Source organism: Rothia sp. HMSC068F09 (assembly GCF_001812775.1).
GTDB classification, from domain to species: domain Bacteria; phylum Actinomycetota; class Actinomycetes; order Actinomycetales; family Micrococcaceae; genus Rothia; species Rothia mucilaginosa_A.
The window spans coordinates 41,561-55,636 of record NZ_KV810425.1 but is presented as its reverse complement, the minus strand read 5'-3'; the positions used below and the strand labels follow the sequence as shown (position 1 = coordinate 55,636).

Here is a 14,076-nt window from a genome sequence, read left to right as displayed (position 1 = left end):
CGGGAGAACTCGCTAGCCTGCGAGGTGGCCACGACCGACCTACCAACCGGCTTATCTGACGGAGCAGATGCCTTGGTAGGCACCCCATTCTCCGTCAGCCAAGCCGCGCTCTTTGCACTAAAATACGGCCTCGACGGGGCAGGTAGAAGATCTACCGCCCAACCGGCATTGTCCTTGCGGGACGAGTTGCAGCTTCGACACGCCACGACCATGTCATCCGGAGTTTCTGCAGGAACTCCAGGATTCAAATGGTCATAGGTCGCGCCGCGGCCGCCCTTCCGGTCCCCCCACCAAACGACGTGACCGCACCAACGACATGCATCGCCGTCGCGAGCACGAATAGGCACAATCAACGAAGTTTTTCGGGTGTCGTTACGCCGCCTGTTTTCCCAATCAATCTCCTCTCGTAGACGCATGTGGAACAAATCTTGATCCTCCACCAGGCGATAGGCGATACGCCCATCATCCAGCGGCACATCACCGGTAAGGTACCCACAGAACGTCGCATCAGCGATGAACTTCTGTGCAGCATCCGGAGTACCGGTGAACTTCAGAATAGAGCCGCGCTCAACAACATAGTCAGTCTTGAACGCCGCCGCCTCAACAGCCAAAGCCAGCACCTGACCAAACAACGACCACATCGACTGCATGCTCGCGCCAGGAATCTCCAGCGCTCGCCACACAATGCGATGCTGAGCGGCTGTATCAGATACTTTCAGCCAAGGCATGAGGGGGGCTCCTTGCGGTGGTAGCAGTGTAGAACATTTTTCTCTACAACTTGGTCAAAATCAGCAGAACACTGCTAATTAGTGATGTCTTTCTCAATGGCGGCATCTACCAAATCCTCACGCAGGAGGTCGAGTAGATGCTGGATTTGGGACATGCGCTCGCGTATCTGACGCTGGCGCTTACCGAGGTTTGCGTTGCGCAGTGCGGCGGGGGTGAACGGGGCGAGGCTCTTCTTCGCCTCTTCTACTCGGTCGAGCACCTCTGCGGATTTCTGCGGCGATTCAGCAGCTTCAGCGGTGAGCGCCGGCGGCGCGGTGAGCGTCATAGGGAGAGTTGGTTCGTCCTTGGGGTCGGCTCCATGTGCCGCGGTGGTGAGTGCTTCGGCGTGCTGGGTTCGGCGTTCTGCTTCGATGGTGCGGATCTGGTCGATTGCTTCGCGCAGGCGGGGGTAGCTGTCGCTGTCTCGCTTCATGCTCATGGAGCGCTGCAGGAGCCCTTCAGTGGTCATGTAGGTTGCAGCGCGGGTTGCTTTGCCGTCGCCGAGGTCTTCGCGCCACTTCCGCTTCCATTTGGCGGAGACGCCGGTGAGGAGGCTGCCTTTGGCGAGTGCTCCGATTGCTTCTGCGATGTCGGTGTTGTGGACCCAGATGCGGTCTGCGTCGTAGAGGTGGCGGATGGTGGTGCCGTTGATGGTGAGGTCGGTGTCTGGTGCTGCGATCGGGTGGTAGCGGTTCATGGTGTGTCCTTGGGGTGTGGGTGGGTTATTCGGCGTAGTTGGTGTCGTCGTGGGAGCTGGCGTGGAGCTTGGCTTCTTCGCAGAGCTCTTCAAATGCGTCTTGGAGGACCAGGGAGTTGAGTGATTCGACGGCTTTGGTGTTTCTCTGCTTGCAGGTGCCGCATGTGATGCGGAAGCATTTGCCTACGATTTCCCTGTCCCTGGTGAGCTGTAGGACTTCGACGGTGAAGGGGAAGCCTTCGTGTTCCTGGTGTTCTTGCATCAGTGTTTCTTCCTTAGTTGAGGAGGGTGTAGGTTGCCCAGAGCATCGTTCGGCGTGGGTAGCCTCCGGTGTAGAGGTAGACGTCTCCGCCGGGGTGTACGTCGAAGGTGCTGCAGGCGCGGGGTGCGATTGCTGTGGCGACTGCGTCGATAACTGCTTTGTTGCGTGCTTTTTCGCCGTGGCGTCCGTCCCAGGAGGCGTGGGTGTGGATGATGTCCTTTTCGCCGTTGGCGGTGAGGTGGACGAATTCGATTGCGATCTTGTGGCTTGCCATGGTGGTGTTTCCTTGGGTGTGGAGTGGTGGGGTCCCCCGCCGCCTGTGTGGCTACTGTAGGAAAAGGGGCGGCGGGGGAAGCTTGTGGGTGGGTTAGATGTTGATGGAGGTTGTCATCATTGACCTGTGGCGGGCTTTGCCTGCTGCGCGGTTTCGTTGCCAGACTTCAACGTCTGAGACCTTGTACCATAGGCGGCCGTCATCGTCTTTGGCTGCGGGGCGGAGGCGGATGCCGGCGGTTCGGATGCCGGTACCGCTGTAGGTTCGGACGGTGGAGACTTTGATGCCGGCGGAGGCGGCGACCTGACTTTCAGAGACAAGCTTGGTGCCTGGGTTGCAGGCCTCGAACATCGTCTTGTGGGGCAGGTCAATCTTGTTGGTCATTGGTGGTGTTTCCTTGGATGGGTAGGCGTTTCTTACGCCAGTGGATTGCTTGCATGTGGCGGCGGCAGAGCTGTTTGGAAGCGGCGCGTTTCTCTAGCCATGCCTCGACGTCTGAGGGCTTGTACCAGTAGTTCCCGTTGAAGTCGCCTTTAGCCACGGGGCGGAGGCGGGAGGTGACGGCGGCTTTGATGGAGTCGCCAGCGTAGGCTCGCAGTGTGGTTTCTTTGATGCCGGCTTCACGTGCCACGGTGGCGGCGGGGAGCAAATGCTCACCGGGGTGCGCCTTCAACCATTCGGTGAGGGTGGGCAGGTCACTGAGGGGTGAGTTAGCCATTGAGCCCTCCTTTGGTGTGGTCATGGACAAAGCTGCCAATGAGGATTGCGGCGGAAGCAGGGGCGAGCGCAATCGCGAAGATGATTGCTCGGAAGGTGATTGTGGGCTGTGCGGTGCCGATTCCAATGATGACGACGGAGGCGAGCGCGCAAGCCCAGACAAGGGCTTTAGCGTTGCGGAGAGTGCGGTCGGTGGTCATGGTGAGTGTCCTTGGGCTAGATGAGGAGGAGGATAAGGATAGTGAGTGCTGCGACGAGCCAGATGCCGAGGCTGATCCAGGCGAGGGTGATGAGCTTCTTTTCCATCTCCGCGAGGTCAGCGCGAACGAGGGTGAGGTCGTGATTCTGGCTCGTCTGCTTTGCGTGCAGGCGCTTGGTGTAGCGGTCGAGCTGGGCGAGCGCCTTGCGCTGGTCCTTGCCGGCGCCTTGCAGGATTCCGACTGCGCACTCGGTTTCGGTGAGCTTGCGTTCGTTCTCGACAATGCATTGCATTGCGAATCCGACGTTGGCGTTCACATCCTTCGTGTGCTGTGCGACCCTCCCGTTGAGGTGGTCGGTAAGGCGGCGGGTCTCGCAGAGTTCGTCCTGGAGGCACGCGACGCTGTTGTCGAGGCTGTCGATGTCGGTTCGGACCTGGTCGTGGTTGTCGATGATTGTCTGGATGGCGGTGTGGCGGTGGTGGCGGCCTGCAGCGCGGTCGCGCTTGGTCTTGGGGTTGGGGTTGGTCATGGTGTGTCCTTTTGGTGGGGGTGGGTGGTGAGGTTATCTCTTTTGCAAATCGTTGATAAAATTGCGGAGCTCTTTCACCCTCTTCTTTTCCGCCTCGGCCTTCTTGTATTCCTGGAAGTCTTTATGCGCTTCGAGACCGTAGGCCCCGGCGACGATAGCTGAGATAACGCTGATACAGCAGCAGACGACGCTGAAGATTAGACTGAACTGCTCAGAACCCATTGTGGTTTGCCTTTCTGCGACTAAAGGAGCTGTGCGATTTGGCTGCGGCGGTGGCGCATCAGGTGCTCTGCGAGGCGGGTGATGCAGTGCTCTACCGCTTCATCTGAGAACTGGAGCGTGGCTTCGTCCTTGATCTGGTCGGCGGTTAGTGCGTCATGCAGTGTCACGCCGCAATCAATGGGGCAGGGGACGTGGATGTTCACGCGGTTCTTGAACAGCTCGTTTTCGTGCAGGGTGGGTCGCAGGTCAGGTCGGATGCTGTTCCTGCGGTCCCAGCAGATGCGTGCGGCTTTTAGGCACTTGTTCGCGTGAGCGACGAGTTCGGTCCAGAAGTCGGGGTGTGCCGTCTTGATGTGTTCGGCTGCGGCAGTGCCCATGGTGCGGGCGATGTTGCCGGGCTCCAACTCGGCGTAGACTTCCTGGCATGCCCCGCAGTGGAGCGCGGGTGCCTTCTTGCCGCGAAGACGCGGGTCTCGGGTGTGGACGGTGAGGTGCCGTGCCCACCAGATGGTTCGGGCGTGCTCTGTGGCGAGCGCTTCGGCGGGGGTTTGGTGTTTCTCGTTCATTGGTGCTTCCTTAGTTGGTGGTGTTGGTGACGGGGAGGTTTGAGAGCCAGTCCGTCACTGCTGCACTGGTGTAGTAGATGCGTCCCCCGCCTTTGATGTATGCGGGGCCTTTCCGGGCTTTGCGCCATGCGGCGAGAGTTCGGGGCGAGATGCCGAGGTTGTCGGCGAGCTCTTCCGGGCTCCAGACCGTGAGCGCGTTATCGGGGATAGTCAGCATGTCCTGTTCCTTTTCTAGGAACAAATCCTAAATTTAGGAATGGTTGGCAAAAAAATTAGACAGTAGTGCCCAGGTTTGCAGCGTGGTCTTCAAGAAGCCAAGTGACAGGCACCTGCAGGGCTTCTGCAATCTTCCACACTTCAGTGATGCGAGGATCCGCTTTACCTGTGGCAATTGCGCTAATGCGGCTAGGGTGAAGTCCTGATGCTATGGCTAGACTATGCTGCGTCTGGGCTTTCATTGCCAGAGCCATTCGCATGTTTTTACTGAAGGTCTCCTCCTGCATCCCAGTGCCTCCTTTCGTTGGTATGCAACTATCATATTCCTATTTTTTGGAATATGCAACCCGAAACAGGAATTTTTTTTAGAAATCTTATAGACTGTTCCCATGACAGACATTAAAGACCTGCAATCCAAAGCAGATGCCTTCAACGACCTGGTAAACCGAGAAATCAAGGTATGGATGGTTCGGCGCGGCGAAGACCTGTTGTCCCTAGCCGCAAAAACTGGCATCTCCAAGAGCAAGCTCAGCCGATCTGTATATCGGTCAGAAGGCTCACTCCCCGTTCGTGACCTCAAAATCATCAGTGCTGCACTCAATGTTGATATGACGGTTATTATCTCTGCTGCTGACAACGCAATGCGAGAAAAAGCTACCACTCCCCTTACGGATGCCCAGCTGGCGGCGCAGATTTTGGCACGTGCAGAAGCTGCATCGCAGGCAGGGTACCGCCTCGCCGCACATCCTGCCGATACGGTCATTACTGAAGACCCTGCCGGAGCATAACCAACTACCCCCTATTCACTAACTTCTCATGACTCCAACAGCAAATACATACGATCCATACCGCCACGCCGCGTCCCTGGGTATCCGCATCGTCGAAGCCCAGCCACCTGCCGGCACACTCGCACTCTGGGACGAACAGACCCGGACCATACTCACCGCCCCCGGGCTCCTGTGGCGACAGCGACGATGCGTCATAGCCCACGAGCTCGCCCACGCAATCAACGGAGACGAACACTCCCCCATGGACGACGTCGCCTCCACCAAACGCGAGCGCCGCGCCGACACCGTTGCCGCCGGCTGGCTCCTGCAGCCACATGCCGTGAAGACTGCCTTGGCGGTTGCTCCTGATTCTTTGCCTGCTGCTGCGGCTGAGCTTGAGGTGACTGAGCGTATTCTCTCTGCTTGGTTGTGGGAGCATAGCAAACGGGGCGGTCTGGATAGCTAGTCCAGTCCGCCCCGTCTGTGCATCATCAATCAATGTAAGGAGAAATAAGCGCTTAGATCCGTCTGATGCAGTTCACTCACACAACAATAAGATGCCGACTCAGCTCGCCCTTGCAGGTTCCGCCTCGTAGTTATCGGTTATTGCCGAAGTAGTGTAGCGTCATGCGGCGATTGCGGCAAGAGTCTCAAGGTGTCGGCGTGTCGTGCGGCGGTTTTTGGGCAAAAAGATAACCGCCCCACCTACTGTATCCGGCAGTAGACGGGGCGGTTCCTGTGCAGTCCATGCTGAAGGTCTGCTCGAACGAGAGTGACTGAGTTTAGCGTCACCTGCGGTCGAGCGCAAGTGAAAGGAGAAGCGGGTGGTTAGGGACCCTCTTCCGATTGGTTCTCATGGAAAGATTATGGCTCGGCGGATTAAGCCGAAACGCTGGATGGCGCGCGTCTATTTTCGTGATAGTGCTGGCGTGCGGCGTGAGGTGACGGCGCAGGGGCCTACTCGTGCGGCGGCTGAGCATCGTGTGAAGTTGAAGTTGTCGAATCTGCCTGTGGCTGGTGCTGAGCTGTCCTCTGCGACGACGCTTAGGGAGGCTCTGGAGCGGTGGGTTTCTGGGTTGGATGATGGGCTGGCGCTGAACACCTTGCGTAATTACAAGCTGTGGGCTGAGCGCCTTTCTCAGAATCTTGGCTCCTTGCTGCTGAGAGAGCTCACTGCCGGGGCGCTGGATGCGTATCTGGCGGGTATTGATTTGCCTAGTGTGCGGTATAACCAGCGATTGACGCTCAAAATGGCGTTGGATGAGGCGGTGCGTCTTGGAGCCTTACCGCATAACCCGGTTCTAGCGACTCGCCCGGTGAAGACCAAGAAAAAGGAAGTGCGAGCGCTGGATCTGGAGCAGGTTCAAGAGCTGCGGAGGCTCGTATCTGGGTTGCAGGCAACGCCTACTTACAGCGGGTATCTTCCTGATCTTGTTGATGTTCTTTTGGGTACTGGGTGCCGTTGGGGTGAAGGTGCCGGCATCCGCTGGCAAGATGTCGACCTTGAAGCTGGGACTGTGACCATTTGCGGCACGCTCGTTCAAAAGGCTGGCTGGCAGGCTGATACGAAGACTCATGAGGTTCGCACGTTGCAGGTGCCGCCCTTTGTTCTTGAGGTGCTTCGGAGGCGGCGTTCAGAGGCCCGTGAGGGCGCCGTGTTCGTGTTTGAGCAGGGCGGTAAGTCTCTGGCATACAATTCGGCGAGGACATGGCTTGGTAGGGCGCTCAAGGGCTCGGATTTGGAGTGGGTGACCTGGCATGTCCTTCGTAAGACCACGGCGACGTTCCTGGATGAGCGGTTGGGGTTGGCTGAGGCGTCTTTGCAGCTTGGTCATGCGTCGGAGGAGATGACGAGATCTGCCTATGTGCAAAGGAGTAAGCAGGCGGCGTTTGCAGAAGCATTGGAGGGGCTGGCGGGCTAGATTTGGTCCCCATTTACTCCCCACTTTGATATCTCTCTTAACTGCTACTAGACTGTCACCATTTGCAGTTTTGGCATGAAAAAAATACCCCCGAAACCCCTTATAAATAAGGGATTTCGGGGGTATTTGCCCTAAACCATAGGGATACTCAGGTACCCCGCAAGTTTTAGAAAGCCTTGTTTACCAGCGCAGCAAGACCGGACTTCTTGTTTGCAGCGGTCTTCTTGTGCAGAACACCCTTGGAAACAGCCTTGTCCAGCTTACGGTTCACAAAACGCAGAGCCTCAACAGCAGCTTCCTGGTTCTGTGCCTCAACAGCAGCCTTGACCTTGCGGGTCGCGGTCTTCAGCTCGGACTTTACAGCGTTGTTACGCAGGCGAGCCTTCTCGTTGGTGAGGATACGCTTCTTCTGAGACTTAATGTTAGCCACAATTAAACTTTCTGTTTTGTCTTATTGGTCGGTGAGGGCGACGCTGGCCGATCATCGACTGAGCGGCGTGGGGATGCCTATGGCAACCGGCCAGCAGTGCCCGATGACCATCGGACACTCAACCACACATAATACCAGATGAACAGCCTCCACGACAGACCCCCGCGGAGAGAAAAATACTGTGAAAACCGCTACACGCAGCCTCCACATCCGGCACAGATAATCGGCACCGGTCGCCGGTGAAACTACCGGCACAGGGCGTTAGCCGTTATGGCGAGTCCACGCACGCGCAATCAGGCGGAACGTATCCTCCGGCATAATCGCACCCTCACGGCGCATCGCATCCGGGCGAACACGAATCACACGGTTCAGCTTCACCTCAGAGGCGCGGCCCTGCGGATCCCACGGACCCGAACCAATATCAAGGTAGTTCGAATCAGCGTGCTCACGGTTATTGTGATCCTTGCTGGTCATCATCAGCGCCAGCAGGTACTCACCGTCACGACCCACCAGGATCACCGGACGGTCCTTACCCTGCGAGTGGTCCTCCTCGAAGGGAACCCAGGTCCACACGATTTCACCCGGGTCGGCGTCGCCGTCCAGGGAGGGCGAGTACTCAAAGTTAATCATGTCGCGGTAATCGCCCGGGTAATCCGAACCGTCGGATGCGACGGTCGAAGCCGGTGCGGACGGCTTGGGCGCGCTGGTCTTTGCCGAGGAAGGCTTCGGGGCGCTCGGCTTGGGCGAAGTCTGCGAGGACGCGCGGCGTTCCTCGCCCTTCGATTCGTGCGAGCCGTCGGAGCCCTTAGAGGAGGCCGCCTCGTTGAGCATGTCCTCCGCCGCCTCCTGCAGGTGGGGCAGCAGGGCAAAGAAAATTTTCTTCAGGAATTCAAGCATGCGCACCATTATGCACTAGTCGCGGGCGGGCAGTGCAATCGCCAGCACCGCGCGCTCCACGGCGTACACCGCATCCTGCGATTCTCCCTTGAGCTGGGCGTCGGCATCGGCCAGAAGCTGCACGATATGCGCCAGCTGGGCGCTGGTGAAGCGGCGGCCGTCTCGCTGAGCCTGCTCAACCTGCCACGGCGCCATGCCTACCTCGCGCGCCAGCTCGTTGGCGCTCATACGCACGTGGTGCACGCGCGCAATATTACGGATGCGCATGGCGAGCGCGCCGAGCATCGGAATCGGCTCCGTGCCGGTGGCCAACGCGTGGCGGAGCAGGCGCAGGGCCTCGGGAGCGTTACCCGAGATGGCGGCGTCACTCACGCGGAACGCGGTGACCTCGGTGCGGCCGCCGTAGTAGAGGTTCACGGATTCCTCGGTGATTTCGCCGGGGATATCGGCGAGCAGCTGCTGGCAGGCGGCGGCCAGCTCAGCGGTGTCCGATGCGGCAGCGGTCAGCAGGGCCAGCGCTCCCCCGGTGATGGGTCGGCGGGCGGCCGAGAACTCGCTGGCCAGGAACTCGCCCTTCTCACGGTCGGTTTTGAGCGCCTTGCAATTGACGAGCACAAACTGGGAGCGCACCAGGTCGATGAGCTTCTTGCCTCGGTTGCCGCCCGAGTGGTTCAGAATCAGCATGATGTCCGGCTCGGGAGCCTTCAGGTAGGCCAGGGTATCGGTGAGGAAGTCCTCGCTCATGGAGGCAACGTTCTCCACCTCAATGATTTTGGCCGAACCGAAAAGTGAGGGGGACGCCTGCAGGGTCAGCTCCCCCGCCGTGTAGGAGGCGGCGTTCATCTGCACGCGGTCCACCTCGGGGTGCGCCTCGCGGAAGAGCTCACGCAGACGTGCCGCGGCGCGGGAGGCGAAGTACTCCTCGGGGCCGTAGAGCATGACGGCTGGTGCGGGCGTGACGGTACGCCAGGCGGTGTCGAGGGCCGGGCCGCCGCGGCGGCTGTATCCTCCTCGGCCACGCTGGGGTGTACGCTGACCTGCCACGCTCATCACTCGCCTTCTGTTGGGTTTGTCTCGCGGGGTTCCGCTGAGTATCCATCATAGCCTCTCCGCGCCGGTTGCCTCCTTTCTGCCGGTGATATTTCCGCCTGTACCTCGCGCGCCGGTGCTCCGCGCGACGACCCGCAGGTAGCGGCGGTGGGTTACGGTGCGGTAGCGGCGCGCATCCGCCCACCAGAGCAGTGCGCTAAGCCCCGCAACGACCGCGATGCTCAGGAGCACCGCCGGCAGGTCGCTCCCCGGTTCCCAGGGGTTTCCGGGGGCTTGGGCCGCGGTGACGGCGATGCGTTCGATGCCCGCAGCCGCGAGACCCCCGACGCGCAGGCAAAGGTCGGCCAGGGGCGTCATGCCCGTCGCAAGGAATCCCAGAGCAGCCAGCCCGGCGAGCATGCTCACCGGGGCGAGGGGCGCCGCCGCGAGGTTGGCCGGGACCGCGTAGAGCGGCACCTTACCGCTCATCGCCAGGATGAGCGGGGTGCACCACAGGGAGGCCACGATGGGGGTTGCAAGCGCGTGCGCCCATAATCCCGGCAGGGCACGCATGAAAAGGCGCGCCAGGGGCGGGCCCAGCAAGATGAGCGCGGCGGTGGCCGTGACGGAGAGGGCGAATCCGGCGTCCAGGGCGCGATGAGGTGCCAAGAGCAGGCAGGCCAGCACGGTAACCTGCAGTGCGGCCAGCGATTGGCGACCCGAGCCGCGCAGCAGGGCGTAGGCGCCGAGCAGACCCATGGCGAGGGAACGTACGACCGATCCCTCGTTCTCCAGGAGCGTGGCGTAGGCGAGCACCGCCGCGATGCCGCAGAGCACCACGGCCCGGCGCGGAATGTTTAGAAGGCTCAGCCTGCGTACGAGCGGAAGAAGGGTGGCGCTCGGTGCCGGGTCGGTGGAGGTGACCGTCGCGTGCCTAGTGCCGTCGTGCCTCCTCGGACGGGTGCGTGCACCACCCCGCCCGGCGATACCGTGCCGCAACTCTCCCAGCCTCCTCAGCCGCTCGACCCAGGAGCGGTAGTGCAGGTAGCCGGTGGCGATGCGGTAGGGCCGCACGTGTAGCATCAGGCGGTAGGCGACAGCAAACATGAGGGCGATGTTCGCCCCGGAAACCGCCGTCAGGTGGCTGAGCCCGCTGAGCTTGTACTCTTCACGGATTGTGGCGCTCATGAGGGAGTCGTCGCCGTAGGCAGTGCCCAGAACGATGGCCGCCGAGTCTGCTCCGAGAACCTCCCGGCCGTGGGCTCGTAGCCGCTCCTTAAGGCCGGTCAGTATGCCTCGGGGGTCCGCGCCACCGGGGTTACCGCTCGTTGAGCTGTTGTTCTGTGCGAAGAGCGTTCCGCGCAGGCGAGCCGTCGCGGTGAACGGGCCCTCGCCGAACTCCACGGTGCCGATGGCCGTCACCCTCGTTCCGGGCCGCAGCTGCCGATTCCCCGAGCCTCCCTTCGCGTCTTGGCGAGTCTTGCCGGAGGTTGTGCGCGCGTACACCCGCACCCGCTCGTTGACCGCGGCCCGCACGGCACGGCCCTGTACCTCCTCTAGCCTGATGACCGTCAGGGTGGTGCGCGGATCGATAGGGCGCACCTGTTCCACGACGCCGCTCAGGCGAATGGACCGGCCCTGAGCCTGGTGCAGGGTGGCGCGGGAGGCATCCACCCCCGTGGCGCAGAGCAGCACCGCCTGCGCGACGATGACGCAGGCAACCAGCACCCCCTGGCCCGCAAGGCGGAAGAGGAAGGGCCCCCGTGCCTTCGCGAGGCGCGAATCCGCCCCACCTCTCGGCGCCAGCAAGGCTATAGCCAGGCACCCCAGCACCCCAATCAGAACGCACGCCGCCGGGTGGAGTACCGACCATGTTCCACGGTTTAGGGCCAACGCGGTGAACCCCCAGAGGGTAAGCGTGGCCGGGATGAGACGCAGGTCCAGGTGGATGAGGCTCCCCTGGGCTCTCAGCTCCTCGCTGCCTCGGCGTTCTGCCCACCGCTCGGCCTGCACCGCCCAGCCGTGCCGGAGAGCGCCGTGGGGGCTACGCATCCAATTGCCTCCGCGGGCCGGGGTGGGCAAAGTACGAGCCATCAGACCGTCACCAACGGGCGCAGGGTCTCGAGCAGGGTCGGGCCGATGCCGGGCACAGCATCCAGCTCATCCACGCTGCGGAAGCCGCCGTGGGCCTCACGCCAGGCGATAATGCGCTGGGCCATGGCCGGGCCAATGCGCGGCAGGCTCTGCAGCTGCTCGGCGGTCGCGGTGTTGATGTTGACCGGGGCTGAGGTGGCGGGAGTACCCGTACCTCCGGAGGGGGTGAGGGTGCGCTGAGGCTGCGAGCCTCCCCCCTGAGATGTCCCCTGAGCCCCTCCCTGCGCGGTGTTGGGTTGAATGGGCGCCGGAGCGGCGGTTTCCCCTCGGCGCGGAACGTAGAGCTGCATGCCGTCGGTCAGCTCGCCGGCGAGGTTCACCCGATCCAGGTCGGCATCGGCGGCGGCCCCGGATGCAGCGGCGATGGCGTCCACGGCGCGGCCGTTCGCCGGGAGGGTGTACACGCCGGGGTTATTGACGGCCCCGGCCACGTGCACCCGCACCTCGGCCGCCTGACTGGGCTGGGGCGTCGGATGCGCGCTCTCCGCCACCTGCGCGGTGCCCGAAGCCGGTGCGGGCACCTGGGCTACCGGCTCGCTGCGGGGTGCCGCCGAGAACTGCGAGACTCCCCAGATGACGACCGCCAGAACGATGAGCGCCACGAGTACCAGGGCGCGCGGCGAGATGCCCCAGCGCGTTCTGCGGGTGGTGCCGGGCGCATCGGCCTCTTCCCAGTCCTCCCAATCGTCCCACTCTTCCAGGGCCTCTGGCTCTTCCAGAGCGCCCGATTCGTCGGGGGCCTCCGGGCTATCCTCGGCGCGGGATGCGCTGCCCAGGCGCACGGTGTCTTCCCGGTCGCAGTCCGGAATTGCCTCGGCGCGCCCCGAAGGATTGGGCCCGACGGGCCCACCGCTTTCGGGGGCCGCGGGGTTCGCAGGTTCCGGGGCGCGCCCGGGCGTGCGGTACAGGCCGTTCATGAGTTCGCGCGCTGTGCGCGGCGGCACCCCGGTCAGCGTGGTGACGCCCGGTGAATCTGCCACGTGGTACCCGTATTCGGCGGGGACGTCTTCGTCGGCGAACTCGGGGAAGGCACGCTCGGCCGAGGAATCTTCCCGCGGCTCTTCCCGCGGCGGGAGATTCTGAAAGGAAGTGCGGTGGTTGGGGGTCATGCTCGTCATACCCCCACACTAGGCTTGCGCGCGCGGCTATTCCGGAGTGCAGAAAAGCCTGTGGATAACGCTCCTTCCCCGGCGGGAAAAGGCGCAATCCACAGGCTTCTTTTTGAAAAAATCTACCCTTTTATTCAAATATGCACGGCGTGCACACGTAACACGGGGGTCAAAACGTGGCGGCTAGGTCGCGGGTTTTCGGCGTTCTTAAAACCTTCCGCGGCACCCACAAAATAGTTCAACACCCGTGAAATCGTCCGGCGCCCCTATCGGCTCGCGGCCTTAGCCAGCCACTCCCTAGTCCTCGCGCGGCAGCTCGGTACCGGGAATACCTAGCTCGGCGGCGCGCTTATCGGCCATGACCAGCAGGCGGCGAATACGGCCCGCAATCGCGTCCTTCGTCATGGGCGGCTCGGCCAGGCGACCCAACTCGTCCAGAGAGGCGTGCTTGTTCACCACGCGTAGCTCCCCCGCGTAACGCAGGTGTTCGGGGGCCTGGTCGCCCAGAATTTCGAGGGCGCGCTCCACGCGGGCGCTGGCCGCCACGGCGGCCTGGGCGCTACGGCGCAGGTTAGCGTCATCAAAGTTGGCCAGTCGGTTGGCGGTCGCGCGCACCTCCTTGCGGGTGCGGGCCTCACGCCAGGTGGTGAGGGTGCCGGTCGCGCCCATGCGCTCGAGCAGTTGCGCAATGGTCTCGCCGTCGCGCACCACCACGCGGTCGGTACCACGCACCTCGCGGGCCTTCGCAATGATGTCGAGGCGACGGGCGGCACCCACGAGAGCCAGGGCGGCCTCGGGGCCGGGGCAGGTAAACTCCAGTGCGGAGGAACGGCCCGGCTCGGTCAGGGAGCCGTGCGCCAGGAATGCGCCGCGCATGACGGCCTCCGCATCCTGCAGGGAACCGTTGACCACGGCCGGCGGCAGGCCGCGCACGGGGCGACCGCGCACATCCAGCAGACCGGTCTGACGGGCCAGGGCCTCGCCGCCCTGATCCACGCGCACCACGTAGCGGCCACCGCGGCGCAGGCCGCCACCGGTGACGCTGGTGAGCTCGGAGTCGTGACCGTAAATCTCGGAGATGATGCGGCGCATGCGGTGGGCGGTGGGCTCGTGATCTACCTCAGATTCCACCACGATTCGCCCCGAGACAATGTGCAGACCGCCGGTGAAGCGCAGAATCGTTGAAATCTCGGCCTTGCGGGCAGAGATTTTCGGCGCGTCATAGCTGGCGAGTTCGTCTTTGACGAGGGTGGTCAATGCCATAGGTCGGTGTCCTTCTGGGCGGGTAGTCGGCACGGGTGGCCGGAAAAGTTCAGT

General features: G+C 62.3%; 21 protein-coding genes. 3 read left to right on the top strand and 18 right to left on the bottom strand.

Annotation, left to right across the window (positions count from 1 at the left end):
* From HMPREF2874_RS04990 to HMPREF2874_RS04935, 12 genes are all read right to left on the bottom strand, one after another.
* Nucleotides 1-728, bottom strand: a 728-nt coding sequence (locus HMPREF2874_RS04990; RefSeq protein WP_371440545.1) for an HNH endonuclease, incomplete at its 3' end; no start/stop codon positions are given.
* 74 nt (nt 729-802) lie between these two features.
* Complete coding sequence (locus tag HMPREF2874_RS04985) at nt 803-1,465, bottom strand: hypothetical protein (protein WP_070649154.1); 663 nt, start codon at nt 1,463-1,465, stop codon at nt 803-805.
* 25 nt (nt 1,466-1,490) lie between these two features.
* Nucleotides 1,491-1,727, bottom strand: a complete 237-nt coding sequence (locus tag HMPREF2874_RS04980; RefSeq protein ID WP_070649153.1) for a hypothetical protein — start codon at nt 1,725-1,727, stop codon at nt 1,491-1,493.
* A gap of 13 nt (nt 1,728-1,740) precedes the next feature.
* Entirely contained in the window at nt 1,741-2,001 is a 261-nt protein-coding gene (locus HMPREF2874_RS04975) for a hypothetical protein (RefSeq protein ID WP_070649152.1), read from the bottom strand.
* Nucleotides 2,002-2,094: 93 nt separating this feature from the next.
* The gene (locus HMPREF2874_RS04970; RefSeq protein WP_070649151.1) at nt 2,095-2,385 is read right to left on the bottom strand and encodes a hypothetical protein; all 291 of its coding nucleotides are present in this window, start codon (nt 2,383-2,385) and stop codon (nt 2,095-2,097) included.
* Nucleotides 2,369-2,719 carry a hypothetical protein gene (locus HMPREF2874_RS04965; protein ID WP_070649150.1) on the bottom strand — a complete coding sequence of 117 codons (351 nt, stop codon included), beginning with the start codon at nt 2,717-2,719 and terminating at the stop codon, nt 2,369-2,371. The genes HMPREF2874_RS04970 and HMPREF2874_RS04965 overlap by 17 nt, the downstream gene beginning before the upstream one ends.
* Nucleotides 2,712-2,918 (bottom strand): hypothetical protein, encoded by a 207-nt coding sequence (locus tag HMPREF2874_RS04960; RefSeq protein WP_070649149.1) that lies wholly within the window; start codon nt 2,916-2,918, stop codon nt 2,712-2,714. The genes HMPREF2874_RS04965 and HMPREF2874_RS04960 overlap by 8 nt, the downstream gene beginning before the upstream one ends.
* Nucleotides 2,919-2,934: 16 nt before the next feature.
* Entirely contained in the window at nt 2,935-3,447 is a 513-nt protein-coding gene (locus HMPREF2874_RS04955; RefSeq protein ID WP_070649148.1) for a hypothetical protein, read from the bottom strand.
* Nucleotides 3,448-3,480: 33 nt separating this feature from the next.
* On the bottom strand, nt 3,481-3,669 hold the full coding sequence (locus HMPREF2874_RS04950) for a hypothetical protein (RefSeq protein WP_070649147.1): 189 nt from the start codon (nt 3,667-3,669) through the stop codon (nt 3,481-3,483).
* 20 nt (nt 3,670-3,689) lie between these two features.
* Nucleotides 3,690-4,235, bottom strand: coding sequence for a hypothetical protein (locus tag HMPREF2874_RS04945; protein ID WP_070649146.1), 546 nt, complete (start codon nt 4,233-4,235; stop codon nt 3,690-3,692).
* Nucleotides 4,236-4,245: 10 nt separating this feature from the next.
* Nucleotides 4,246-4,452 carry a helix-turn-helix transcriptional regulator gene (locus HMPREF2874_RS04940; RefSeq protein ID WP_070649145.1) on the bottom strand — a complete coding sequence of 69 codons (207 nt, stop codon included), beginning with the start codon at nt 4,450-4,452 and terminating at the stop codon, nt 4,246-4,248.
* Between the two features lie 55 nt (nt 4,453-4,507).
* Nucleotides 4,508-4,738: a helix-turn-helix domain-containing protein gene (locus HMPREF2874_RS04935; protein WP_070649144.1), complete on the bottom strand. Its 231-nt coding sequence runs from the start codon at nt 4,736-4,738 to the stop codon at nt 4,508-4,510.
* 102 nt (nt 4,739-4,840) lie between these two features.
* On the opposite strand from HMPREF2874_RS04935, the gene HMPREF2874_RS04930 reads away from it, so the two are divergent.
* The 3 genes from HMPREF2874_RS04930 to HMPREF2874_RS04920 all read left to right on the top strand — a co-directional run bounded on the left by HMPREF2874_RS04930 (nt 4,841) and on the right by HMPREF2874_RS04920 (nt 7,140).
* Nucleotides 4,841-5,239 carry a hypothetical protein gene (locus HMPREF2874_RS04930; protein WP_070649143.1) on the top strand — a complete coding sequence of 133 codons (399 nt, stop codon included), beginning with the start codon at nt 4,841-4,843 and terminating at the stop codon, nt 5,237-5,239.
* A gap of 28 nt (nt 5,240-5,267) precedes the next feature.
* Nucleotides 5,268-5,684 carry an ImmA/IrrE family metallo-endopeptidase gene (locus HMPREF2874_RS09020; protein ID WP_083309849.1) on the top strand — a complete coding sequence of 139 codons (417 nt, stop codon included), beginning with the start codon at nt 5,268-5,270 and terminating at the stop codon, nt 5,682-5,684.
* A 400-nt stretch (nt 5,685-6,084) separates the two neighbouring features.
* On the top strand, nt 6,085-7,140 hold the full coding sequence (locus tag HMPREF2874_RS04920) for a tyrosine-type recombinase/integrase (protein WP_070649141.1): 1,056 nt from the start codon (nt 6,085-6,087) through the stop codon (nt 7,138-7,140).
* Nucleotides 7,141-7,306: 166 nt separating this feature from the next.
* Here HMPREF2874_RS04920 and rpsT read toward each other — a convergent pair whose 3' ends face one another.
* The 6 genes from rpsT to whiA form a co-directional block, all read right to left on the bottom strand.
* Complete coding sequence (gene rpsT, locus HMPREF2874_RS04915) at nt 7,307-7,570, bottom strand: 30S ribosomal protein S20 (RefSeq protein ID WP_049346199.1); 264 nt, start codon at nt 7,568-7,570, stop codon at nt 7,307-7,309.
* 261 nt (nt 7,571-7,831) lie between these two features.
* Nucleotides 7,832-8,467, bottom strand: coding sequence for a type II toxin-antitoxin system PemK/MazF family toxin (locus HMPREF2874_RS04910; protein ID WP_070649140.1), 636 nt, complete (start codon nt 8,465-8,467; stop codon nt 7,832-7,834).
* Between the two features lie 15 nt (nt 8,468-8,482).
* On the bottom strand, nt 8,483-9,517 hold the full coding sequence (holA, locus tag HMPREF2874_RS04905; RefSeq protein WP_070649139.1) for a DNA polymerase III subunit delta: 1,035 nt from the start codon (nt 9,515-9,517) through the stop codon (nt 8,483-8,485).
* Between the two features lie 48 nt (nt 9,518-9,565).
* Nucleotides 9,566-11,590 carry a ComEC/Rec2 family competence protein gene (locus HMPREF2874_RS04900; RefSeq protein WP_083309848.1) on the bottom strand — a complete coding sequence of 675 codons (2,025 nt, stop codon included), beginning with the start codon at nt 11,588-11,590 and terminating at the stop codon, nt 9,566-9,568.
* Nucleotides 11,590-12,768 (bottom strand): ComEA family DNA-binding protein, encoded by a 1,179-nt coding sequence (locus HMPREF2874_RS04895; protein WP_070649137.1) that lies wholly within the window; start codon nt 12,766-12,768, stop codon nt 11,590-11,592. The genes HMPREF2874_RS04900 and HMPREF2874_RS04895 overlap by 1 nt, the downstream gene beginning before the upstream one ends.
* Nucleotides 12,769-13,056: 288 nt before the next feature.
* Nucleotides 13,057-14,022 (bottom strand): DNA-binding protein WhiA, encoded by a 966-nt coding sequence (whiA, locus tag HMPREF2874_RS04890; protein WP_049334251.1) that lies wholly within the window; start codon nt 14,020-14,022, stop codon nt 13,057-13,059.
* Nucleotides 14,023-14,076: the final 54 nt, after the last annotated feature.